Annotated in this window: 21 protein-coding genes; 13 read left to right on the forward strand and 8 right to left on the reverse strand. The window is 44.1% G+C overall.

The window, feature by feature from the left end:
• The first annotated feature begins 83 nt into the window (after positions 1 to 83).
• Complete coding sequence (locus OCV56_RS21230; RefSeq protein WP_060980973.1) at positions 84 to 524, forward strand: GlcG/HbpS family heme-binding protein; 441 nt, start codon at positions 84 to 86, stop codon at positions 522 to 524.
• Positions 525 to 647: 123 nt separating this feature from the next.
• Here OCV56_RS21230 and OCV56_RS21235 read toward each other — a convergent pair whose 3' ends face one another.
• Positions 648 to 1,085 (reverse strand): DoxX family protein, encoded by a 438-nt coding sequence (locus OCV56_RS21235; protein WP_086714508.1) that lies wholly within the window; start codon positions 1,083 to 1,085, stop codon positions 648 to 650.
• Between the two features lie 205 nt (positions 1,086 to 1,290).
• On the opposite strand from OCV56_RS21235, the gene OCV56_RS21240 reads away from it, so the two are divergent.
• Positions 1,291 to 2,196, forward strand: a complete 906-nt coding sequence (locus tag OCV56_RS21240; RefSeq protein ID WP_086714510.1) for a LysR family transcriptional regulator — start codon at positions 1,291 to 1,293, stop codon at positions 2,194 to 2,196.
• A 29-nt stretch (positions 2,197 to 2,225) separates the two neighbouring features.
• On the opposite strand, the gene OCV56_RS21245 is transcribed toward OCV56_RS21240, so the two are convergent.
• On the reverse strand, positions 2,226 to 2,528 hold the full coding sequence (locus tag OCV56_RS21245) for a hypothetical protein (RefSeq protein WP_086714512.1): 303 nt from the start codon (positions 2,526 to 2,528) through the stop codon (positions 2,226 to 2,228).
• Between the two features lie 261 nt (positions 2,529 to 2,789).
• The gene (locus OCV56_RS21250; RefSeq protein ID WP_017054932.1) at positions 2,790 to 3,272 is read right to left on the reverse strand and encodes a MarR family winged helix-turn-helix transcriptional regulator; all 483 of its coding nucleotides are present in this window, start codon (positions 3,270 to 3,272) and stop codon (positions 2,790 to 2,792) included.
• A gap of 123 nt (positions 3,273 to 3,395) precedes the next feature.
• On the opposite strand from OCV56_RS21250, the gene OCV56_RS21255 reads away from it, so the two are divergent.
• From OCV56_RS21255 to OCV56_RS21275, 5 genes are all read left to right on the forward strand, one after another.
• Complete coding sequence (locus OCV56_RS21255; RefSeq protein WP_086714513.1) at positions 3,396 to 4,289, forward strand: DMT family transporter; 894 nt, start codon at positions 3,396 to 3,398, stop codon at positions 4,287 to 4,289.
• A 135-nt stretch (positions 4,290 to 4,424) separates the two neighbouring features.
• Positions 4,425 to 5,348: a LysR family transcriptional regulator gene (locus OCV56_RS21260; RefSeq protein ID WP_086714515.1), complete on the forward strand. Its 924-nt coding sequence runs from the start codon at positions 4,425 to 4,427 to the stop codon at positions 5,346 to 5,348.
• A gap of 171 nt (positions 5,349 to 5,519) precedes the next feature.
• Positions 5,520 to 6,638: a hypothetical protein gene (locus tag OCV56_RS21265; RefSeq protein WP_086714516.1), complete on the forward strand. Its 1,119-nt coding sequence runs from the start codon at positions 5,520 to 5,522 to the stop codon at positions 6,636 to 6,638.
• A 72-nt stretch (positions 6,639 to 6,710) separates the two neighbouring features.
• Complete coding sequence (locus tag OCV56_RS21270) at positions 6,711 to 7,364, forward strand: hypothetical protein (RefSeq protein ID WP_086714518.1); 654 nt, start codon at positions 6,711 to 6,713, stop codon at positions 7,362 to 7,364.
• Positions 7,365 to 7,573: 209 nt separating this feature from the next.
• The gene (locus tag OCV56_RS21275; protein ID WP_086714520.1) at positions 7,574 to 9,094 is read left to right on the forward strand and encodes a DUF1254 domain-containing protein; all 1,521 of its coding nucleotides are present in this window, start codon (positions 7,574 to 7,576) and stop codon (positions 9,092 to 9,094) included.
• A gap of 98 nt (positions 9,095 to 9,192) precedes the next feature.
• Here the strand turns inward: OCV56_RS21275 and OCV56_RS21280 are convergent, their stop codons facing one another.
• Positions 9,193 to 10,104, reverse strand: coding sequence for a LysR family transcriptional regulator (locus OCV56_RS21280; protein WP_086714521.1), 912 nt, complete (start codon positions 10,102 to 10,104; stop codon positions 9,193 to 9,195).
• 469 nt (positions 10,105 to 10,573) lie between these two features.
• Here OCV56_RS21280 and OCV56_RS21285 point away from each other — a divergent pair, with 469 nt between their 5' ends.
• From OCV56_RS21285 to OCV56_RS21295, 3 genes are all read left to right on the forward strand, one after another.
• The gene (locus tag OCV56_RS21285; protein ID WP_086714523.1) at positions 10,574 to 11,491 is read left to right on the forward strand and encodes a DMT family transporter; all 918 of its coding nucleotides are present in this window, start codon (positions 10,574 to 10,576) and stop codon (positions 11,489 to 11,491) included.
• A gap of 262 nt (positions 11,492 to 11,753) precedes the next feature.
• Positions 11,754 to 12,596, forward strand: coding sequence for a helix-turn-helix domain-containing protein (locus OCV56_RS21290; RefSeq protein ID WP_086714524.1), 843 nt, complete (start codon positions 11,754 to 11,756; stop codon positions 12,594 to 12,596).
• Positions 12,597 to 12,696: 100 nt separating this feature from the next.
• Positions 12,697 to 14,043: an MATE family efflux transporter gene (locus tag OCV56_RS21295; protein ID WP_086714526.1), complete on the forward strand. Its 1,347-nt coding sequence runs from the start codon at positions 12,697 to 12,699 to the stop codon at positions 14,041 to 14,043.
• 98 nt (positions 14,044 to 14,141) lie between these two features.
• Here OCV56_RS21295 and OCV56_RS21300 read toward each other — a convergent pair whose 3' ends face one another.
• From OCV56_RS21300 to OCV56_RS21310, 3 genes are read right to left on the reverse strand one after another with little or no spacing between them, the layout of a single operon-like run.
• Complete coding sequence (locus OCV56_RS21300) at positions 14,142 to 15,323, reverse strand: MFS transporter (RefSeq protein ID WP_086714527.1); 1,182 nt, start codon at positions 15,321 to 15,323, stop codon at positions 14,142 to 14,144.
• Positions 15,313 to 16,446: a phosphotransferase gene (locus tag OCV56_RS21305; RefSeq protein ID WP_086714529.1), complete on the reverse strand. Its 1,134-nt coding sequence runs from the start codon at positions 16,444 to 16,446 to the stop codon at positions 15,313 to 15,315. Before OCV56_RS21305 ends, OCV56_RS21300 begins: the two co-directional genes overlap by 11 nt.
• A gap of 11 nt (positions 16,447 to 16,457) precedes the next feature.
• Positions 16,458 to 16,742 carry a GNAT family N-acetyltransferase gene (locus OCV56_RS21310; RefSeq protein WP_086714531.1) on the reverse strand — a complete coding sequence of 95 codons (285 nt, stop codon included), beginning with the start codon at positions 16,740 to 16,742 and terminating at the stop codon, positions 16,458 to 16,460.
• 273 nt (positions 16,743 to 17,015) lie between these two features.
• On the opposite strand from OCV56_RS21310, the gene OCV56_RS21315 reads away from it, so the two are divergent.
• Positions 17,016 to 17,762: a flagellar brake protein gene (locus OCV56_RS21315; RefSeq protein ID WP_086714532.1), complete on the forward strand. Its 747-nt coding sequence runs from the start codon at positions 17,016 to 17,018 to the stop codon at positions 17,760 to 17,762.
• A 174-nt stretch (positions 17,763 to 17,936) separates the two neighbouring features.
• Here the strand turns inward: OCV56_RS21315 and OCV56_RS21320 are convergent, their stop codons facing one another.
• On the reverse strand, positions 17,937 to 20,297 hold the full coding sequence (locus OCV56_RS21320) for a Lon protease family protein (protein ID WP_086714533.1): 2,361 nt from the start codon (positions 20,295 to 20,297) through the stop codon (positions 17,937 to 17,939).
• Positions 20,298 to 20,537: 240 nt separating this feature from the next.
• Between OCV56_RS21320 and OCV56_RS21325 the strand changes: the two genes are divergently transcribed.
• A complete protein-coding gene (locus OCV56_RS21325) occupies positions 20,538 to 21,032 on the forward strand; it encodes a hypothetical protein (RefSeq protein ID WP_029235272.1) in 495 nt (164 codons plus the stop codon).
• 12 nt (positions 21,033 to 21,044) lie between these two features.
• On the forward strand, positions 21,045 to 22,673 hold the full coding sequence (locus tag OCV56_RS21330; protein WP_086714534.1) for an ABC transporter ATP-binding protein: 1,629 nt from the start codon (positions 21,045 to 21,047) through the stop codon (positions 22,671 to 22,673).
• The last annotated feature ends 72 nt before the right edge of the window (positions 22,674 to 22,745 follow it).

Here is a 22,745-nt window from a genome sequence, read left to right on the forward strand (position 1 = left end):
TCCGTCAATGGTATTCATGAACATGAGTAGCAATTGGCTGACTGATCTTGGTACATATGCCCCTTGAAAAACTAGGAGATAACATGGGAAGTTTGACTCTACAACAAGCGTTAACCATCATAGATGGAACCTTAAAAGCAGGAAACAAGATCCACACCGAGCCTTTGACGGTCGCCGTCTTAGACAGTGGTGGCAAGTTGATTTCTTTGCAACGTCAAGACGGCTCTAGCATGATGCGACCAGACATCGCTATCGCTAAAGCATGGGGAGCACTCGCACTGGGTTGTTCCTCAAGAAAACTCGCCCAAGATGCTGACACCAGACCAGCATTTATCTCCGCCGTAAACGTACTCGCACACGGTAATATGGTGCCAGTACCAGGGGGCTTATTGATTCGAGACAAGGATAAAACGGTACTCGGTGCTATTGGGGTAAGCGGTGACATTTCAGATATAGACGAAAGCTGCGCCATCAATGGTATTGGGTGCGCGGAACTGTTCAGTGATGAAATGCTGCAAGCTTAATTCACCAGTTAGCCGTTCTTAAGTTCTTAAGTTCTTAAGTTCTTAAGTTCTTAAACGACAAAAACCGAAGCCTGTGAGCTTCGGTTTTTATTATTAGTAGGGAATCAATCTGCATCAATGACATTAACGAACAAAAGCCACTAATCGCGCCCATTTCGTGTCTTGCTTCAACTTGTTAGACAGCCAGTAATCAACACTAAACGATCCTGCACCAAGTACCGCTAAAGCCAGGTACCCACCAGCAACAGAGACGTTTTTGTAGAAATGAATCATTTGACCCGACGAACTTGGGTCGAAGTGAAACATAACACCAGAGACTAAAGAGAAAAACGCAATCGACAGCGCAGTAAAGCGAGTCATAAACCCAGCTAAAATCGCAAGTCCACCACCGAGTTCAAGCAAAATAACCAAAGGCAACAAGTGAGCGCTGACTCCTTGAGAAGCCATGTATCCCGCCGTTCCTTCATAGCTAAATAGCTTTCCCCAACCCGCTTGAATAAACAAGTAAGCCAATAAAATACGAGCGAAAAAAGTCAGTGTATCGTTCCATCTGGTGTTCATAGTTCTAAGCCTTGATAAGTTTCATTGCCGATAGGTTATTCGACTTAGCATTAAGATGATAACGAGAAAAATAGAACAACTTGTTTGAAATTTTAATAGACATACTCGCATACAAATTACTGACTAAATCCGAAGATTCAACAACCTCAATGCTGTTACCATTAGCTTAAATTCATTGAAACACTTGCCCCATTTTATTGATTTTATGAAGACTCTGAAGAAGACACTGCCGCTCGACACCTTACAAATATTGGATGTTCTACAACGTGAAGGGACTTACTCGTCAGCCTCTGCGCACCTCAATCGATCCGTTTCTGCATTGAGCTATCAAATTCAAAAGTTGGAAGACGAACTCGGCATCTTGATCTTAGATCGATCAGGACACAGAGCCGTGTTTACCCAGGTAGGACAAATGTTGGTGGAAAATGGCCGACAGCTGCTAGCGGGATCAGATGAACTCATAAACCAAGTACAACGTTTCTCCAGTGGTTGGGAAAGCGAACTGTTTGTTTCTTATGACGGCATTATCGGACAAGACATTGCGTTGTCATTAATCGCTGATATGGCAACGGAGTGCAGCACGCAACTGTACGTCCAAGAGGATATATTGTCGGGCGGTTGGGAGGCATTAATCTCAGGAAAAGCGGATATCCTCATCTCATCGATGCCCAATATCGAGCTACCGAATACCGTAAACAGTAAAACCATCGGCAGTGTAGAAATGATCTGGGTGGCTGCGAAAAGTGCCTCCATCTTAAACGAGCCAAATCCACTCAGTGAATCCACACGACGTGAACACACAATCATCGCGGTTGCCGATACCGCTAAGTCAGCGCCTAAAATCACCAAAAACATCTTACTAAACCAAAAAACCAGTACGGTCAGCTCAATGAGTAGTAAGTTAACGGCAATTCAACGTAACCTTGGTATCGGAACTCTGCCTAAACAGCTTATAACCGCCGAGTTAGAAGCAGGAAGTTTAGTGGAAATTGGCCACGCAAGAACCGTTGATATCGTGCTCGCGTGGCAAATAGGCAATATGGGGAAAGCAAAAACACTCGCTTTGAAAAAATTAGAGAAGTGCTGGAGAGCATCGGCTCAAACTCACTAGCTTGCTCCTAGCTAGGCACTCCGAGAAGTCTATTTATCTCGTCCGATAAATCGACTTTGTTGGACACTCTCTCCTTGAGGTGTGGTTGCTTCAAATCGGTACACCCTCGGGATATTTCCCTTGTAGAAAAATGCTTGTCCTCTGTCTGATGTTTCTGTCACTTGTTGCCCGCGAATATTGGTGGTGACCTGAGCATTAGGAACGCGTTCTCCATCTTGATAAACCGTGACGACGACGCCATTGGTTTGTTCGTTGATCGACATTTTCAATTCTGCATGAGATGCAAATGACGTCACTAGTAGTGCTGCGCTAAGGGCTATTTTAAGTTTCATTTCAGTAATCTCTGTATTGTGGGAATACGAAAAATATACTGATGGGTGGCATCTATTGATAACGGGAAGTATTAAATAGGATGTCCTAAAATATGGAATTACATTGATGGAACTTATTCGGTTTCTGGCTCAGTGCCGTTCCCAAATTAACCGATACTAAATAGCACGGCACCAAATTGAAGACACAAAAAACCGAAGCACAATCACTTCGGTTTTCAAACCAAATTAAGCTCGTTCAATTCACTAAGTTCAGCAAGCAGATTACTCGTAAGCACTCAACCATGTTTTTAGTAGTTGGTTGGTGTTCTTCTTCTGGCTCGCAGACAGAGATTTAACCAGCTTTTTCTGCATTTCGACATGCTCAGTCATCATCTGGTCAATCAGAATCAGACCATCTTTGGTTAGCTGAACGCTCACGCTACGTCTGTCTTCTTTACTGTGCTCACGACTGATCAGCCCTTTGGCTTCTAGCTTATCAAGGCGATTGGTCATCGCACCTGATGTCAGCATCATCGAACCTATCAACTCTGAGGGCGTAAGACGATAAGGCTTTCCAGAACGTCGCAAGGTGGCTAGCACATCAAATTCGCCTAGTTTCATGTCGTATTTTTTATGAAGCTCGGCAACTTGTGTCTCCATATACTTGGCAATACGCATAATCCGGCCCATCATTGCCATAGGCTCAGTTTCTAATTCGGGCTTTTCCTTTGCCCATTGCTCTACTACGCGGTCGATAGCATCCATTTGCAATCTAGCTCCGTTATTAGTCTGATTACTTTAAACTAGTTTAACATAAAGATACTTTACAACCACTAGTTCTCAGTATACAGTTCACACAATAGTTATCTTAACGTAAAGATATTTCAGATGAACATATTATTAGCAATGATCCCCGCATTCTTTTGGGGAACAACCTATGCAGTGACGCAATTTACGCTACAGGAGTGGCCACCACTATTACTAGGTGCTTTGCGTGCATTACCTGCTGGTTTGTTATTGCTAGCGGTAAAACCAACACTGCCGAAAAAAGGCGAGTGGCAAATCATTTTCACTTTAGGCCTGATCAACATCGCGACTTTCTTTGGTTTGATCTTCGTGATGGCACTGACACTGCCTTCAGCGATTTCGGGCGTGGGTATGATCTCTGTACCTGTGTTCGCAATGATCTTCCATTGGGTAGTGAAGAAACAGCGCCCACATTTGATTCAAGCCCTGTCTGGTATCGGCTTGATCACCTTAGCGTGGATCTTGTTCAACCCAAGCCAAATCGCTTTGAACCCAATCGGGTTGGGCGCAATGTTCGCCGCTATCATGTGTATCGTTATCGGCAGTAGCATTACCAAATCATTGGGTAATCGCATGCACTGGTGGAAGGTATTAACATGGCAGCTAATTCTGGGTGGTACGATTTTGTCTGTCGCTTCTGGCGTTCATGCCTTTATCGACCCGCAGCCTTATGTTAATGCCGTGACTCATTTCGATACTCGTAATGCGATCGGGCTAATGTGGGTGATTGGGCTAAACACTGCTCTAGGTTACGGCATGTATGTGTGGTTATTACAACGTATGTCTGTGGTTGATTTCACTTTCGGTGGCATCGCGAACCCAGTGGCAGGTATCGTTACAGGTATGGTGTTGATGGGCGAATCGTTTACTCCTGTGCAGTATTCACTAATGACAGGTATGATCGTGATGTCACTGCTACCACAACTGATTCTTGCAATCCGACAGTCCAAGACAGTCAATCCGGTTACGCAGTAAAAATCTAGATTACGACTCATATGCCCGCCAAGTGCGGGCTTTGTTTTATTGGCGTCACACCTATGCGAAATATCTATTTGTTCTAGACCGAACACCATCTTATTATTAAATAACGATAAAACTTGGGTTCTCAATATGGCAAAAGACCTATTTTCTAGTTTGGATTTAAATCTACTACGAACTTTTATTATCCTGCATCAAGAACGAAATATGCGGAAAGCTTCCGAGCGCCTATTCGTATCTCAACCAGCGATAAGTAAAGCCCTCCAACGATTGCGTGACCATTTCGACGACGAACTATTTGTCAAAACGCACCACGGGTTGCGCGCAACAGAACATGCCAACATGCTAGCCGAAAGTATTTCACCTATCTTGAATGAGCTCTCGTCAGCACTCAATAACAGTAATGAGTTCGATCCAAAACAGCTTCAAGGCCCAATCAAGCTTGCGCTATCGCCATTTCTTCTCAGCTCAATTTCCAGCAAATTGTTCCAAGCGATCCGGACCCAAGCGCCAAATGTTGAGGTTCATTTATTAAACTGGTCTAAAACGACCATGACAGAAATTATCAATGATGAAGTCCACATAGGGTTTAATTACGAAATATCCCACGCCCCGAAAGAGCTACTTCAACAACCTATTACGCAAGACAGCTTTAAAGGTTATGTCAGACACGACCACCCTTACAGCGGTGATTTTATTGAAGTGAAAGATGGCGTAAACTTCGAACTAGCCACTATAATTGCTATCGATTGGAACTCCCACCGCACACTTGCTGAAAAGATACTAAAAATTAAAGGGCTAGAAGCAAACATAGGCTTTCGTTCAGAGTTACCATCAGCTGTTATTGATGTTGTAAAGAACTCCGATATGATGTTTCCCGCTTCTAAGTTTCTTGAAATTGAACAAAAAACCACACTCAGAGCAATTCAAATTCGCTTTGATAGCGCGGATATTCAGCCAACAGTGTGTGCCTATTTTCACCATAAAAACCGTAATAGCCCTACAACCCTATGGCTTAAAAAAGTTCTCGACTCTATCCTCAATAATAACCTGTAGTTATCGGACTGTTTATCCAGTGTCATTAATAACCAAAAGTAAAGGCCTCTATTCCATCAAGGGATTAGAGGCTTTTTTGTTCAATCCATATACTTCTCTCATCGGCTAGGAACGCCACACAACACTGCAAGAAGCAACTTAAGTTCCTAAACAATTATTTGAGAGTAAACCATGAAACTAAAACTATTAAGCACACTTATCGCAGCCTCTTTCCTAGCTGGTTGTTCTTCTTCTGGTTCAAGTGACAATCCACCAGCAGCCCAAGACGGCATTGCGGATGTTCAACATATTCAAGGAGAGCACTTCAACATCGCATTGGTTGAAGGTGATGAGGGCAATCATCAAGCTAGATTGATTCAAGGGGTCAATGGCAACACGCTTATTGTTATTGACGATATGATCTTCGTCACCGATGGCGACGAAGTTAAAAATGCAAATGGTGACACTGTTGGTCACATTCAGAAAGAAGGTGACACGATCGTCTTTCACGGTAACCACGGCGGCGAAGTCGTACTCACTGTTGAAAATGGCCGTCTGATTGCATCCGAAATCAAAACGCCAATCGATCCAGGCTTCGGAATTCCTATGCTTCCAGAGCACCCGATTGAAATTGACCCAGATTACGGTGTGACCCCAAAGGATGTTTGGTTTGTAAGTGAAGATGGAACCATCAAGTTCAATGGCGAAGAAGTAGCTGAAGCTCGTCCTGTCGATGTGAATGCTGACGGTAGCGGTTTATATCAAATCAGAGTTAATGACCAACTTATTATGGTTGACGTTATCAACTACGGTGGCTACGTACAAATCACTTCTATTGACGGCAGTAAATCTGTTGATGTCACAATTACAGATGGCGTAATTGAACGTATCAATTGGGATTCCCCTAGCATTGGGCACCCAATTCAACCGGAAATCGATCACCCTGTAGAAGCTGATCCAGAGAATCCAATTTACACGGACCCAGGTTTTGACAATGGCTCACTGGTTAAAAATGTACACCGTGAAGAAATGAAAAATAGCGTGGTTATTACTATTGAGGGATTCAATGGTGGTGAACTAGTCCTAGTTACTGATAAAGATGGAAAGATCATCTGGGGCTCAGCAAATCAAGACTTAAAAGACAATGTTAAAGGCGCACTAGGCATTATAGACCCTGGTTTCGAAAATGTTGACCCAGGCTTTGGTTTAGACAAGGATCCACGTGAACTTCGTGAAAAAGTTCAAAGCTTATCTCAAGAACAACGTCAGCAAATTAAGCAAGCTGTAAAAGACCGCGCTAGCCGTAGCTAATAAAAATAATAAATATAAAAGCAAAGGAGCCGCTTATTAGCGGCTCCTTTTTATTTGAGAATTGAGAGCACGATGAAACGAATATTAATCACTTTATTGATGCCCTTTGCTGTATGTGCAAACGACCATCAATTACAAGCATTAAGTTATCACGAACCCAGCTTAAGCTTTCAAACTGCGAAGGCAGGAGACAACTGGATAGGAACAGTATCTGGAGTTATTCAAGCAACTGAGGAAATCAACATCAGTGCTGAAGTTGACTCTGAAGGTTACCTAGAAATAGGGACTGGTTATGGTTTGATGTTAGGTAGCTTTTACACCGAAGCTTTCGTAAGTTATGGCCGAGCAGATTTAATCGATATCTACGACATCGGTTTATTTGGCGGCACCGCCATCACGAACAATATTATGGTGTTTGCGAACACATCACATGAATGGCGAAAATTCTCACTTACTGACCTTCATAATGCCAATCGCGAATGGAAAAACACGATTGGTACCAGTTACTCCCCCACAGAATTTATGAACTTTTCCTATTCATTCAGCCATGATCGTCAACTAACGGGTTCAAAAGGTTATTACAACAGCCAAGACGTCACGTTTACCCTGAAGCCTAAGTGGGTTGAGCCTTATGTGAAATATACCTTCGGTCAAAAGCGCGTTAGTCCGGGAGATGTATTTCGTTCAGATGGCAGTGTCGAACTAGGTTTCAATCTGCGTTTTTAAGTTTACCGTTTCGTGTGGTAGCTCTCTCCCCTTTACGATCTGTTTGAGTAAAGGGGCTTTTTGCTCTGGATAACCATCCATCGATTTTCCTCTCCACGGTTTCACAATAAATAACTACACACTCTCATTTTTGAGCCTACCGCGTATCAGATATGTTTTTTCGACTAACATAAAGTAAGCACATCGAAACAAAACTGAAAGGTGACATCATGATTAAGTCGAAGCTGAAAGCAATAGCGTTAGCGAGCAGTATATTTATCTCACACCAAGTACTGGCGACTGAAAACTACAATACCGATATTCCACTAAGCATCATGACTCCAGATACGGTGCAAACGAGCATCGGTGAATTGAACTTTAAAGATGGTGCACCAACTCCTGAAACCGCCCAAAAGCTGTATGACAACCTAGACACGCTTCGTTCAACAGAAGTTTTCCTCAATGCAATTCCAATGGCTTCAATTGAAGCACTTCGTATTGGACATACTGAGATTGGTTCAACATCATCAAACCAAGTGGTGGTTTTCGATAACCTGATGGATTCGAATCCTCTGTTTTTAACGGGCAACACCGATACCGTTTATGCTTCGGTTTTCCTAGACCTTGAGAAAGATGGCCCAACCGTCATTGAAGTGCCTGAAGGTATGGGGCCGACAACTGTCAATGATGCATTCTTTCGCTTTGTAACCGACTTAGGCATTGTCGGACCTGACAAAGGTAAAGGGGGTAAGTACCTGATTCTACCTCCAGGCTATAAAGGTGAAGTGCCCGAAGGCTACTTCGTTTCGCAATCCACCAGCTACACCAACTGGTTCATCGCTCGCGGATTCCTGAAAGATGGTAAAACCGATGCTGCAGTGAAAGCATATAAAGAGAAGCTTAAGATCTACCCACTAGCGAAGAAAGATGATCAGCCGAAAATGGAGTTCATCTCCGGTAGTGGCAAACCGTTCAATACCATTCATGCGAACGACGAGCATTTCTACAAAGAGATCAAAACCGTATTGGATAAAGAGCCAATCTCGTTTATCGACCCAGAACTTCGCGGATTAATGTCGAGTATTGGTATTCAAAAAAACAAACCTTTTGCACCCGATGAGCGCATGCAAAAGCTAATGAAAGATGGTGTCGCAATCGGTAACGCAACAGCAAGATCACTGTACTTCCAACCAAGAGACAAGAAGGCTTACATTTATGAAGATCGCCTATGGAAGACAGCGTTTATCGGTAATGATTACCAATGGCTAGTGGATAAAGGTGAAGGCGGACGCAACCTAGATGCACGCTCTTATTTCTTCTATGTTGCAACGGTGAATACGCCAGCAATGGCCCTCAAGCTTATCGAAAAAGGCTCTCAATATGCGCTGATCGACCAAGAGAAAGGCGGTGAATACTTCGATGGTGGTAAGCACTATAAGTTGAATATTCCAGCGAATGTACCAGCAAAAAACTTCTGGTCAGTTGTGGCTTACGACACGCAAACACGTTCAGAGCTGCAAACCAGTCAACCGCTGCCAAGTAAGAATAACCAGCGTGATGATTTTATTGAAAATGAAGATGGCTCAGTGGATTTGTACTTTGGCCCTACCGCTCCAAAAGGAAAAGAAGCTAACTGGATAGAAACCGTTCCGGGCAAAGGTTGGTTTACCGTGCTAAGACTCTATGGCCCACAAGAAGCATGGTATGACCAAACATGGAAGCCAAGTGACATTGAAGAAGTTAACCTGTAACACTCTGTAGGTTCAATTAGGCACCTGCAGACAGTAACTAAAACGCGCCTTCATCGGCGCGTTTTTTGTTTCTATCATTCTTTGCATCATCCTTCAGCTCATCGACCGTTTTCTAGGCTCTCACTTAAGATCTGTTCAATACGCTTCACTATAGGATGCTGATAACAAGCACGGTGATACTGAATACCTACATCAAAAGTCACCGCTTCTCCGTTGAATAAAACAGGTCGTTTGCTCAGTCCACTTGGGATTGAAGCCAAATCCATATCAAAGCCAACGTAGACATACTGGCTGACTTGAACACATTCCAATGCGGAGGATACCGATGCAACAGTCAGTTTCTGCTCCAATACCAAGCCTGTGCGTTTTTTCAAACGCTCGTAATATGAATTACCGTCCAATGACCCCATAGACACACGAACCGTATCATAGGTTTCTAGTTGTGTGAGGTCGATGGTTTCATTTGGGGCTAAAGGATGTGCATCTGCCACATAAGCAAACAATTCCAACGAACCCACTTTGCGCTCAACAATGCGGTCGTTGAGTTCATTAGGATAACCCGACACACCAATCGCTAAGGTCCCTGCTTTGGGGAATTCAACGCCATCCAAAGACCAGTCCATCATTGAGATTTTGGGCTTAGATTCCTCATTAGTAAGCCCCTGCAACAGAGGAACCGTAAACAGTGTGCTCAGTGGGTTAGCTGCGTGAAAAACATATTCGATGTTCGAATCGTTACCGATAAACGACTGCGATATTTGCTGCGCTTGCTCTAGCTTTTCCAGCGGTTCTTTCACCATTAGCATCAATTGAGTGGTGAACAAGGTCGGCGTATAAACACCTTTGGTCGCAATGAATAACTCATTAGCAAACAAGTCTCGACAATCAGAAAGATGACGATTAAACGTTGCGCGGCTGATATCCAGAATATGGCATACCTTCGCCTGAGATTGTTGCTCATAAAGCAGGTCCAAAAATCGATATAGATTTAAGTCGATTGTGTTTTTCAAATGCCCTACCTCATTTCCATGCTATGCCGTCTTTATTCAGTATGAACGTGAACCAAATAAACTTTAAACACTTAATACGATAACTTTGCTGCTAATAACGGTTTTATCTAAAAGAGGACATTCGGGAGCAGAGCAAATAAGCGTACTCGTCAGCCCCACTTGACCCAAACTGAGGATCCCGTGAGCAGTTGCAAACGGCTGGATTGATTTCAGCCAAATCACCCTTCTTCACTTAACTGGTCGTTTTTTAAACTAAAATTAAACCTCACAAAGAATAATGACTTTATAAAAATATCAATTAGTGAAAATATTTGCTTTTCAATATCCACATTGGAGATTTACTTTCTACATTTCATTTAAATTAGAGACAAAAAGACAAATTTTTTCTCCGACGACATCCTTATACTGTGCCACGTCATTAAGGCGCTACAAGCCTATGATTTAAAATAATTATTAATGAGTAGTCACCATGAATTCGAAGTCGCTAACTATCTTGCTTTTTGTCTCTGTTTGCTTAATTTGGGGAACCACTTGGTTCGCTATGGAAGTGGCATTGCATTCTATCCCACCAATTTTTGCTACTGGACTGCGCTTTTTACTTGCAGCCCCTCTGCTTGCAGTATTAGCAAAAGCCTTCAATCAACCTTTGCTGTTCCCTAAGGGCAAGCGTCAATGGCTGCTTATTGTGGCACTGATGTATTTTGCGATTCCGTTCACTTTGATGATCTATGGTGAGCAATACATCTCTTCTGGTTTGGCTTCGATCATCTTCGCTAACATGCCTGTTGCTGTGATGCTGATGTCAGGTTTATTCCTTGGTCTACGCTTAGCGAAGCATCAAATATTCGGCCTAGTTACTGCGGTTATAAGCCTGTGCTTAATTCTTGGTAACGAAATGCAAATGGGCGGTGATGACTACTTTATCGGTACGGTTTGCCTGGGTCTTGCGGTTGCGATTCACGCGGTAATGTACGTATTGGTTCAAAAGCACTGTAAAGGCATCGAGGTACTGACTTACAACGCTGTACCAAGTTTCATTGCTGCGATTTTCTTGTTTGCTGTATCGGCAGTTGGTGAGAACGTGAACGTAGAATCTTTCACTTGGGATTCTATCTCAGCGGTCGTGTACCTAGGTTTTGTAGCGAGTGTCGGAGGTATTGTGGCTTACTTCAAACTAGGTCAGGTTTCGACGCCGTTCCAAGCATCCATTTGTTTCCTTATCTTCCCAGTGGTTGCGCTGCTGATCTCTTGCTACATCAATGGTGAAGTTCTATCAGAACAGTCTCTGCTTATGATGATCCCTCTGCTTTGTGGCATCTTGCTAACTAAAGCACCAAAGAGCATCTTCAAGCTGCGTTCAACGCTTAAAACGGCAAGCAGTAACTAAGCAGCTAAACAGCTAAACAGCTAAACATTAAGAACTAAGATAAGCCGTATTCAAACTACCCCAGAAGCTCACAATCCGCTTCTGGGGTTTTGTTTAGCCCAAGCACTCCTTCACCATCTACGATTCCTTTACAATCAGCCCCTTCTCGTATTGAATCGCTCACCAAGCGAATGACTTAAACGTCCCGATCAACTACATTAGACTCAGCCATTATTTCCAGCTCTGGTTAGTACCCTTAGTTATCTCTCCACAAAGGAATGTCATGAGTAATCCCATCAAACACATACGCCTTGTCAAAGGTCAACCTTGTCGCGTGACAGAACTGACTAACAGTGACGATGCGTTCTTAGAACCGCACAGGCATGAATACTGGGAGTTAGTATGGTGCGTGGATAACCATGGCAGTCAGAGCATTGATTTCGTTGACTACGACAACAAGGTCGGTCGTATTTTCACCATTGCTCCGGGCCAAGTACACCGATCGGAGCTAGTCGGAGAAAATGCTCGTTTACTGGTATTTACCCCTGGCTTTGTAAAAACCAATCACCGCAACACTCAGCTGGTCGACACAGTTTTTGCCATGCACCAAAGCCGTCCTCCCTATTTGGATTGCAGTGAGGAAGGCAATCGCTACCTGCTGCCTATTTTCAACATGCTGAAAGAAGAGTGCGCGCGAGAAGAGAGCGACTGGGACCTAGTAGAATCGCTCATGAATAGCTTCTTGCGTTACATATTACGCTTTGCCAGCCAATCCTCATTGAAAGGCGAAGTACGCGACAGTCGAGTAAACAAGGTGGTTGATTTGATTGAGCAGCACTACACCACCCATAAACATTGCGATTTTTATGCGCAAGCTCTGTCGATAACCAACAAACGTATCAACGAAATCGTAAAGGCTGAGAAAGGTAAAACCGTCACTCAATTGATCCACGATCGGATCATTTTAGAAGCGAATCGCGAGCTGATCTTCTCAACCAAGACCATCAAGACCATCGCTTTTGAACTCGGCTTCGAAGACCCGGCCTATTTCAGCCGTTTTTATCGCGGACAAATGAAAGAGTCACCAGCACAGTTTCGAACTCGATGTGCAGATAGTGCAACATAACACGCAGATCATCCCTTTTTAGAATCTAACTAAGTTCCGATAATGCTCCCTCTTTATTTCATCCAATTTGGTACATCCAATTTGTTGGGAGCTTGTTCAAATGGCCATCAACCTTAAAACCGATCCTATATCCAAATCCTTTTATCAATATCTTTGGCCAGCGCTCACTGGCATGGTGATCAAATCCCTTTTCATCATGGGAGATGCATGGTTCGTCGGGCGCGGAGTTGGCCCTGATGGACTTGGTGCCATTGCTTTAACCATCCCTGCTTTTTCAATATTCACCGCCATCGCGATGATGGTGGGCATTGGTGGTGCGGCTCTTATGTCTATCGAAGTCGGCAAAGGGAACACAACGTCAGGTCAAACCCTGTTTAGCCAATCCATGCTCAGTACCGCTGTGCTTAGCACCATTTCAGTCAGCATTGCTCTGTATTTTCTAGACGACATGATTGCGTTAATGGGCGCTTCTGGTTACATGGCTGAACTGACTCACGATTACCTGTCTGTGATGCTGCCATTCTTTGTGTTGTACTCATTAGCTTGGGTCATGTCGTGCTTTGTTCGTAACGATACCAACCCAAAACTGGCGACTTACGCGATGTCGATAGGTGCCATAGTCAATCTCGTGTTGGATTATTTCTTCGTACTAGAGTGGGGCTGGGGAATGAAAGGGGCTGCTTACGGCACAGCCATTGCCCAAGGTGTTATCGCTTGTATTCTATTAAGCCACTTTGTACGTAGACAAGGCACCTTGGAAATGAGCTTAAAAGGGATTGGTTTGAGCAAACTGCCAAGCATCCTAAAAATAGGTACGCCGACATTCTTCATTGAAGTAACTGCAGCGATGACAATCTTATTGTTCAACTACGTGTTGCTGCATCAGTTTGGTGAGAATCATATTATCGCCTATGGCTTAACGGCAAACGTCGGGGTATTCGCCCTGTTTGTGATGGTCGGAATCGCTCAAGCCTGCCAGCCAATCATCAGCTTTAATCATGGAGCCAACCAACCAAACCGCATCGAAGCGATTTTTCTCTTAGGTTTAAAAAGTGCAATTGGTAGCGGCTTGGTGTTTATGGGTATTGTGTATCTGTTTGCGCCTCAAATCGCCGCCCTTTATCTAGGTGCTTCAAGTGATTTGATTGGACTTTCCGCCACGGCATTAACGTTCTTCTTCTTTGCAGTACCACTGATGGGAGTCAACTTGGTGATCGCCAACCTGTTTCAAGCAACGGCGAAACCTAAGCAAGCAACACTGATATCTCTTGGTCGTGGCTTCGTCTTCGTCGCATTGGGTATCGTCATTTTACCTAAACTATTCCCAGAACAAGGTATTTGGGCAAGTATTCTGTTCGCCGAGACCCTAACCGCGATAGTCAGTCTCAGCATGTTACGCAGCTACAAGAAGCGCTTTACAGGCGCTTTAGAAAAGCAAGTGGCATAGGATAACAATCCGTTTAGGGTCGCTGCTTGACCTCAAATCACACATACAAAAAAGCTCCAATGTCGCTATTGGAGCTTTTTATTTGCCTCAACCTAGAGTTAACGCCAGCTAAACATTCGCACTTCATTACCTTCTTCAGGTGTCTTAGGAATGTTTAAAGAGAGCGCTAAAGAAACCGCTGCCATTGCTGCACCAATGTAGAACACCGTGGCAGGGGACGACAACCAAATCACACCGAACACAACTGGAATAACGACCGCTGCAATATGGTTTATGGTGAAAGAGACACCTGCGGTGGAAGCCATGTCAGCAGGGTCTGCGATTTTCTGGAAGTAGGTTTTGATAGCCAATGCCAATGCAAAAAACAGGTGATCGACAACGTAGAGTGCCGCCGCCCATTCTGCACTTTGCACCAAGCCATAACCAACAAACACACCAATCAAACCCACATACTCGAAGATAAGCGCTTTGCGCTCACCAACCACACCGATAAATCGTCCAATGCGCTTTGCAAACAAGAAGTTAAACAGGTAGTTCACTAAGAACAGTAGTGTGACATCGGCAGCGGAGTAACCGAACTTTTCTACCATCAAGAAGCCCGCAAACACGGTGAAGATCTGTCTTCTCGCGCCACTCATAAACGTCAGTGCGTAGTACAGCCAGTAACGCTTTCTTAGCACTAACTTCTTATTCTGTTGGGTCTTGGTTTGAAACTCAGGGAAACCAAAGGTCATCACCAATACTAAAATGAAACCGATGCCTCCGGTAATTCCGTATACCCAAGCGAAATCGAATTTTAGCTGTTCTAGCATCACCCAAATAGAGCCATAGGTGAGTAGAGACGCAAGCGCACCCACCGAGATCATTTTGCCTAGCATCTCTGGCGCTTCTTCTTTACTTAGCCATTGCAGTGACAAAGATTGCTTCAGCGTTTCAAAATAATGGAAACCCGTCGACATCAAAATAGTGGTGAGCAACAGGCCTGTCAGTGAAGGGAATAAGCCGGTAATCGCCGTGCCCACGGTCAGCATCGCTAGCGATATCAACATGAAGCGTTGCTCACGAATGAAAGCCAACACAAACACCACTGTAAACGCCAGAAAGCCTGGGATCTCACGAACACTTTGTAATAAGCCAATATCCGCACCATCAAAGTTCGCTTTCTCAATCACGAAGTTATTAAGCAGAGCCATCCAGCTCGAAAACGCGATAGGTACAACAATCGAAATCAGTAATAAGAAGTTATGCGGCGTTTTCCAGCTCGCGGTTCTATCGAACATTGACGGACTCCTGTTCGTCTAATTGAGTGATCACTTGTAAGGTCAACCGCTCAGTATACGGGTTAATCTTCCAGTGTTTTGGGCTCCAGCCTTTTACGAATCGTTGGAAATCAGCCCATGCCACGTAAAACATTGGTCGCCATGCGGCTTCGACATCGTCGAAAGAAAGTTGTGGCTGATAATGCGCGAGTGCCTGTTTCAAGTATTGGAAGTAATTCTCTAATATCTGGGGTTCAAGCTCGGCACAATCTTGCGGCCTAACTGCGCTGCTCATGAACAAGGCCACGTCTTTCATCGCACAACCATGACCGACATATTGGAAGTCGACGGCTGCGGCGCGGTCGCTTTCTGAATCAAAACAAAAATTTGCGAGCTTGGCATCGCCGTGTACTAAGGTTGGATACGGGCACTCTCTCAATAAACGATCGATGCGTTGCGCTTGATATTTCAAAGGTAAGTCAGCTAAGGCATTGAGTTCATCTGGACGTGTGTCTAGATGCCAATAAGTACCGACGGGCCACAATGATGACGACTGTTGTTGATTGATATTGATGTGCTTTGCGTGAAAGTTAGCCAACCATTTTAAGCAAGCATTGCGCTGTTTAACGTCAACAGAGGTATAAGCATTATACTGCTCGCCGCCAGCTGATTCATCAGAAACGGTGAGCACATCGAATTGAGAGGTTAGTGGGAAGCCGATATCTGCTAAGTCTTGCATCACGATAAGCCATTCGTTCTCTGCTAATTCACATTCTAACCCAACAGGCACAGGGCAGCGCTCATCCCATTGTTGGGTGAAGGATTGATACCATGCGGTCTCAACTTGGTAAGAGTGCACTTTTCGTTGGTGAGATAATTTAGTATTCCAACCTTTGGGGTGTTCTGCTTTATCTGGCAACGCGACATGTTTAACAATAACGCTGTTCATCGAAGCGCTACTCTCTTTAGCAAAGACTAAGCGAACTAACTCGCCGTATCCGCCCCACAAGCGTTGAATGACTTGGACATCAAACCCATGGTCAAAACCCAGTGAGGTCGCTATTTTTTGATAAAGCTCAGGTTGATTTTGACTTGAACTCGCTTGTTGTTGAGCAAGGCTGTTTGAGGATATTGGTTGAGACATATAACTCGTTACTATGCTTTATCAGATAGAAGATGTGACCACTGTTTTTGCCTGTTCATGTAGTGCACCACGTAGCTACACACTGGAACAACTTTAAAGCCAGCCTGTTCAATTTCAGGTAATACAGACTCCATCATCACCTTACCAAAGCCCTTACCTTGCAGTTCGTCAGGAATGCGTGTCGACGTGATATGCAGTACATCTCCGTCCTTTTGATACTTAACGACCGCGAACTGGTTCGGTTCTAGCTCAACCGTGATCTGGTTCACTTCTTGTTCCCATTTTACTGCCTGCATTCTCAACTCCTGCAAATAATTAATACGACAAACAATAAAAGTTTGAAGTATGAGTTCCTTGTAATAGACTAACGCAAGTGCATATAAATAAAACTAAGTACTTGCAAACACAGTAAATAATTCAGTGCTATCGCTTAATATAAAATCAGAAATGATAAAAGGCACTCTATAAACTCATGTGAGTACATCTACTAAATCTAGCACGTAATAACCCCTTGTTAGCAAGTTACCAATATAACTAACAGACGCATGTTGGCGCATGGAGAACATATAATGAACGCACCTCTGAAGAAGCCTTTGGAGCATAATCAGGCACTTCAAGACCCTCGTAATCGCACCGTTTCCACCATCAATAGCACTGATGCGCTGGCCATGATTGAGCACGGCAGTGAGCTAACATTAAATGTCTCGACTCCAGTTGGCACTAAGTTCCTTGCCACGACCAAATTTATTGGTACTCACAGTGATAACTGCATTGTGGTTGAGGTTCCCGAGGTATCCAATGAAGATCTTAACTTTTTCTTTCAAGAAGGTTTTTGGATGACCGCTCGCGCGTATTCTCTTCGAGGTGAAGGTGCACTTATCCACTTTAGAAGTCAAATTCACCATAAGATTGGTGAACCCTTCCCTATTCTTGTGCTTTCTACACCAAGCACAATGCAAGTGACACAGCTGCGTAAAGAAACACGCTATGAAGTGAACCTGGCTTCAAGAATCATCTTCAACGACCAACGAGCAGACTGTGAGATAAGAGATTTATCGAAAAGTGGTTGTCGTTTCGTCACCTCACCAACCTCTCGTACTATTCAGATTGCCGATCGCGTGTCTATTGAAATAACACCTGAAAACTACAATGGCCCGCTGATTCCGCCATTGAGAGGCATCGTCTGTAATCTGCAAAAATCGACACACTACGCTCGATACGGTGTGGAATTTGATGATATTGGCCGAGCTAACGCCAAACACTTATTAGCAAAATTGAAGTTCGATGGTACCAAGCTCTGCTTACGAAACGGGTAACACCATTTAACATGCGACGTTCATGAATACGGTAAGCAGGCCAAAAATACATAGCTGACTAACGAACCAAATCGCAACCAAATAAAAAAGCCATCGACGATAAAATCGATGGCTTTTGTGTTTTAGCTATTTGTTTAGCTGTTTATCTAGGCATTAAACTAATTAGCTATACGGTTATTTACGCAGTGCGTTCAATTTAGCTTGAGCAATACCAAAGATAGTATCAATTGGATAGCTCCCCTCATCGCTCGCTTCACCTGCCGGTTTGCCTGTGAACAGCTCAATCGCTTCCGTTACATGGTCAATCGCCCAGATATTAAACTCACCCTTTTCAACCGCTTTGACGATGTCGCTGCGCAGCATTAAGTTATGAACATTCGAACGTGGGATGATCACCCCTTGTTCGTTTGAACGTCCTTTGATTTCACACACATCAAAGAAGCCTTCAATCTTCTCGTTCACACCACCAATTGGCTGAGACTCACCAAACTGGTTCATCGAGCCAGTAATCGCGATGTCTTGACGGTTTGGCTGCTTAGAAAACGCCGATACTACCGCACAGAACTCGGCCATACTCGCACTGTCACCATCAACGCCACCATACGATTGCTCGAAAGTGATGTTAGTAGTGAGCGGTACTTTCGCTGTCTTACCAAACACAGAAGAAAGATAAGCCGACAAGATCATCACCCCTTTCGAGTGAATACTGCCACCTAGATCGACGTTTCTTTCGATATCTATCACTTCGCCGTCACCGTAAGCCGTGGTAGCCGTGATTCGGTTCGGTGCGCCAAACATATGGTCAGTTGTACTTAACACAGACAGAGCATTGACTTGTCCAACCGCTTCACCATCCACGTGGATTAGCGTTGTACCATTAGTGAAGGTTTCCATCACACTGTCTTGCAGTCGTCCGACACGCATCTGTTGGTTCGATAGCGCTTGGTCGACGTGTGTTGCACGAATCAGGTTCGATTTTGATCCTCTAGCCACGTAGTTTGACTCACGAAGCAGGTTAGCAATGTGTGCTGAGTGCAGGGAAAGCTTGCCTTGGTCACCCGCCTGACGAGAGCTGTGCTCAATAATACGAGCAATCGCTTTACGGTCACAATGCAGCATGTTGTTGTCATGCACGATACTCGAAATGAAGCGCGCGTAATGCATTTCAGAGTCGGGAGTACGCTTCATCTCATCTTCAAAATCGGCTGTCACACGGAACAGTTCACCAAACTCCGCATCGTAGTGTTGCAGAAGCTGGTATGTGCGGTAATCACCAAACAGAATGATCTTAACGTCCAATGGGATAGGCTCCGGATCAAGCGATACTGCCCCCGTTAAGGTCACTTCCTTCTCTAGTGAGGTGAAGCTCAATTGACGTGAACGTAACGCTCGCTTCAAGCCTTCCCAAACATACGGCTGCTCAAGTACCTTCACCGCATCCATCAACAACACGCCGCCGTTTGCTCTGTGCAAGCTACCTGCGCGAATCAATGAAAAATCAGTAAATACGGTGCCTTTAAAGGTCGCGGTTTCTACATGACCAAACAGAGAGTGGTAATTCGGATTCTCCTCTACCACGATCGGCATCGCTTCCTCCTTCTGGCTCACAATCACATTGACTTTGTAGCGACGCGGCATTTTCTTATCCAAAGAGGCAGTTGCAACTTCGGCTTGCTCTGTGCTCTCTTCTAGGAAAATATCGGCGTTATCAACAATATCCTTACGCAGTGCCGTGAGGTACTTTTTGATCTCTGGATATTGGTTGTAATCTTGCTTCAACTGCTTGATAAAGTGGGTAATTACATCCCTTGCTGTATCATCATTCAGCTTTTGAATTTTCTCTGTGTACGTCTCTTCAAGCTCAGTCAATTCACGGGAAATGGTTCGCAGTCCGACTTCCAATCCATCAATGGTTTTATCAAATTGATCTTGCTCTTCCGGCGAAAGTAGATCGAAGCTCTCTTCGGTATGAAGCTCATCACCATTCATTGCCACGAACTGGTAATCACCCTGAGTGGTGATCGTCAGATTAATGCCTTTATCTTTCGCTTCTTGGCTAATACTTTCTAACGCGGCTTGTTGCTTAGCCGCTAATTGGTTTTTAAGCCTGTCTGCACGGCTAAAGTACATCTCATTATCGAACGCTAGAGGCATACCTTTTAGCAACTTACGCATCAATTTTTCAATATCTTGCTTTAAGCTGCTGCCTACGCCACGAGGTAATTTCAGTACCTTAGGTGTACGAATATCTTCGAAGTTCGCGATATAACACCAATCAAAAAGCTCCTGCACTTCTTGAGGATGACGGTTTAGATAGCGCAAGATCATGGTGCGTTTACCCAGACCATTTCGCCCTATCGCATAAATGTTGTAACCCTTTTCCTTAATTGACATCGCGAACTCAACGGCTTTTTGTGCCCGTTCCTGTCCGACGATTTCGTCAATTGGAGCCAGTTCTTTGGTCGACTTACATGGTAGCTTGTCTAATTCCGCTACCTGATACAGTTGTTCTGTATTGAGCCTTTGCATCGCCATCGCCGCCTCCTTAGTCCTTCATTACTTGGGTGTAGATAAAATCAGTGTAGATGTAATTTCCCACAAATTTAGTGACTTACGCTACACAGCTGTTCAACCGAACAAATAACACACAATTTAAGCCATATTTAGGAATAGCCCGTCATTTAATTCACCAACTTAACATGTGAATGATTTTAATTTGCAATTGATAATAAATATCATTAACATTTTCAGATATTATAAATTGAGGATGTGGATATGGAAATTGAACGATGCTGGATGCACTACCTAAAAGCTGAACAGTTAATGGAACAAGGCCACTGGCCCGAAGCACAGCGCCTCTATGGTGATGTTCTAACCTCTCTTCCTCATCACATCCAAGATGCTGCATACCAAAGCGACATCAAACCCTGCCAATTTGCATGCCTGCTTGCTGGGTTGAGGGACGCAAGTGTCGCTCAATCCGAGATACTCAACCGTTTAGGTCAGCATCAACAAGCCTTCGATACCTTGAATCAATCTTACGCGCTGATGCAATTTATCTCTCTTGAGAACACTGAGCTGATTCAACGTACTTTTGGGTTACTGGAGAAGCAGAGCGAAGATTTACTCAATCACCTAATCGCTTTTTGCAGCGCTCAGCGCAGTTCGCATTGGATGCTCGAACTAGAACAAATACAACGTGCTCATCACCATTTTGGGCAACTTAAAACAACGTCAGAAGTTCAATCTTCACCTAATGTCTTAAATTGATAAGGATATATCATGTCGGACCAGGCCATACTTAAAGTCAATAACCTCTCCGTGAGCTTCACAACCAACGATGGAATCGTTGACGCGGTAAAAAAGGTTAACTTTACCCTGAATTCAAGCGAAACCTTGGCCATTGTTGGTGAATCAGGCTCAGGTAAATCAGTATCTTCCAACGCGCTTATGCGTTTGCTTCCTGATAACGCGATTATCGATCAACAAACAGAAATCGAGTTTGAGGGACAATCGATTCTAGGAAAAACCGAGCGAGAAATGCAGTCGATTCGTGGCGATAGAATCGGCATGATCTTTCAAGAGCCAATGACCTCTTTGAACCCATATCTGCGTGTTGGCATTCAAGTGGCAGAAGCCATTATGTGTCATCGCAAGGTATCGAAAGCCCAAGCGAAACAGCGCGTGTTAGAGTTATTTAACCTTGTGCATTTACCAATGCCTGAGCAGGCTTACACCAAATACCCGCATGAGTTTTCGGGGGGTCAGTTACAGCGTATCATGATCGCAATGGCACTGATCAATGAACCAGACATTCTGATTGCCGATGAACCCACCACAGCACTCGATGTGACCGTTCAAGCGGAAGTACTGTCTCTTATCAAAGAGATTCAAGGAAAAATGGGCATGGCGATTTTGTTCATCACCCATGACCTAGGCGTAGTGAAACACTTTGCCGACCGTGTACTGGTAATGTGTAAAGGGGAATTAGTCGAAGAAGGGCAGACTCAAACCTTATTCGAAAATCCAAGACACGACTACACACGCATGCTGATTAACTCCATTCCAAAAGGTGCTAAGGCTCCTGTTGAAGCATCCGCGCCAGAACTGCTTTGTGCAGAAGATATTCGCGTGAAGTTCTTGATCAAATCTCACTTTATCCAAAGTAAGAACCAGTACTTCGAAGCAGTAAAAGGCATTTCGTTGAACCTTAAACAAGGCGAAACCTTAGGCATCGTGGGTGAATCAGGTTCAGGTAAATCAACCCTTGGACGTGCATTAATCGGCTTACTGCCAAGTAGCGGACGTATCGTTTACAAAGGCCAAGACATTAGCTTGTTGAACGACAAACAACGTCACACTCTCAAGAAGGATGTACAGATGGTGTTCCAAGACCCTTATGGTTCTTTATCACCACGTATGACGGTTGGGGAAATCATCACCGAAGGCTTAACGGTGCATCAACCTCATCTATCCAAAAAAGAGAGATTAGAAAGAGCTCGCAAAGCGTTGATTGAGGTTCGCTTAGAGCCGAATTCAATTAACCGTTATCCGCATGAGTTCTCTGGCGGGCAAAGACAGCGTATCGCGATTGCTCGTGCACTGATTCTTGAGCCCTCTTTCATTTTGTTAGATGAACCAACTTCAGCACTCGACCGCTCGGTACAACTTACCGTGATAGATCTGCTAAAAGACATTCAAGCCAAACACAACATCGGCTTCCTGTTCATCAGCCACGACCTTTCAGTAGTAAAAGCGCTTTCAGACCGAGTGTTGGTGATGCAGAAGGGCGAAGTGATGGAAGAAGGTTCAGCAGAAGAGATTTTTAATGCGCCGAAAAACGACTACACCAAGAAACTGATTGAGGCGTCATTCGACTTAGAAAATAAATCGAAAAAAAATGCCGCATAGAAGGAACTAATTAAGATTAACAGCGTCTTATAAGTACATTCTGAATATGTATCGCTACTCAAAATAGTTGGA

The sequence above is a fragment of the Vibrio gigantis genome (genome assembly GCF_024347515.1).
GTDB classification, from domain to species: domain Bacteria; phylum Pseudomonadota; class Gammaproteobacteria; order Enterobacterales; family Vibrionaceae; genus Vibrio; species Vibrio gigantis.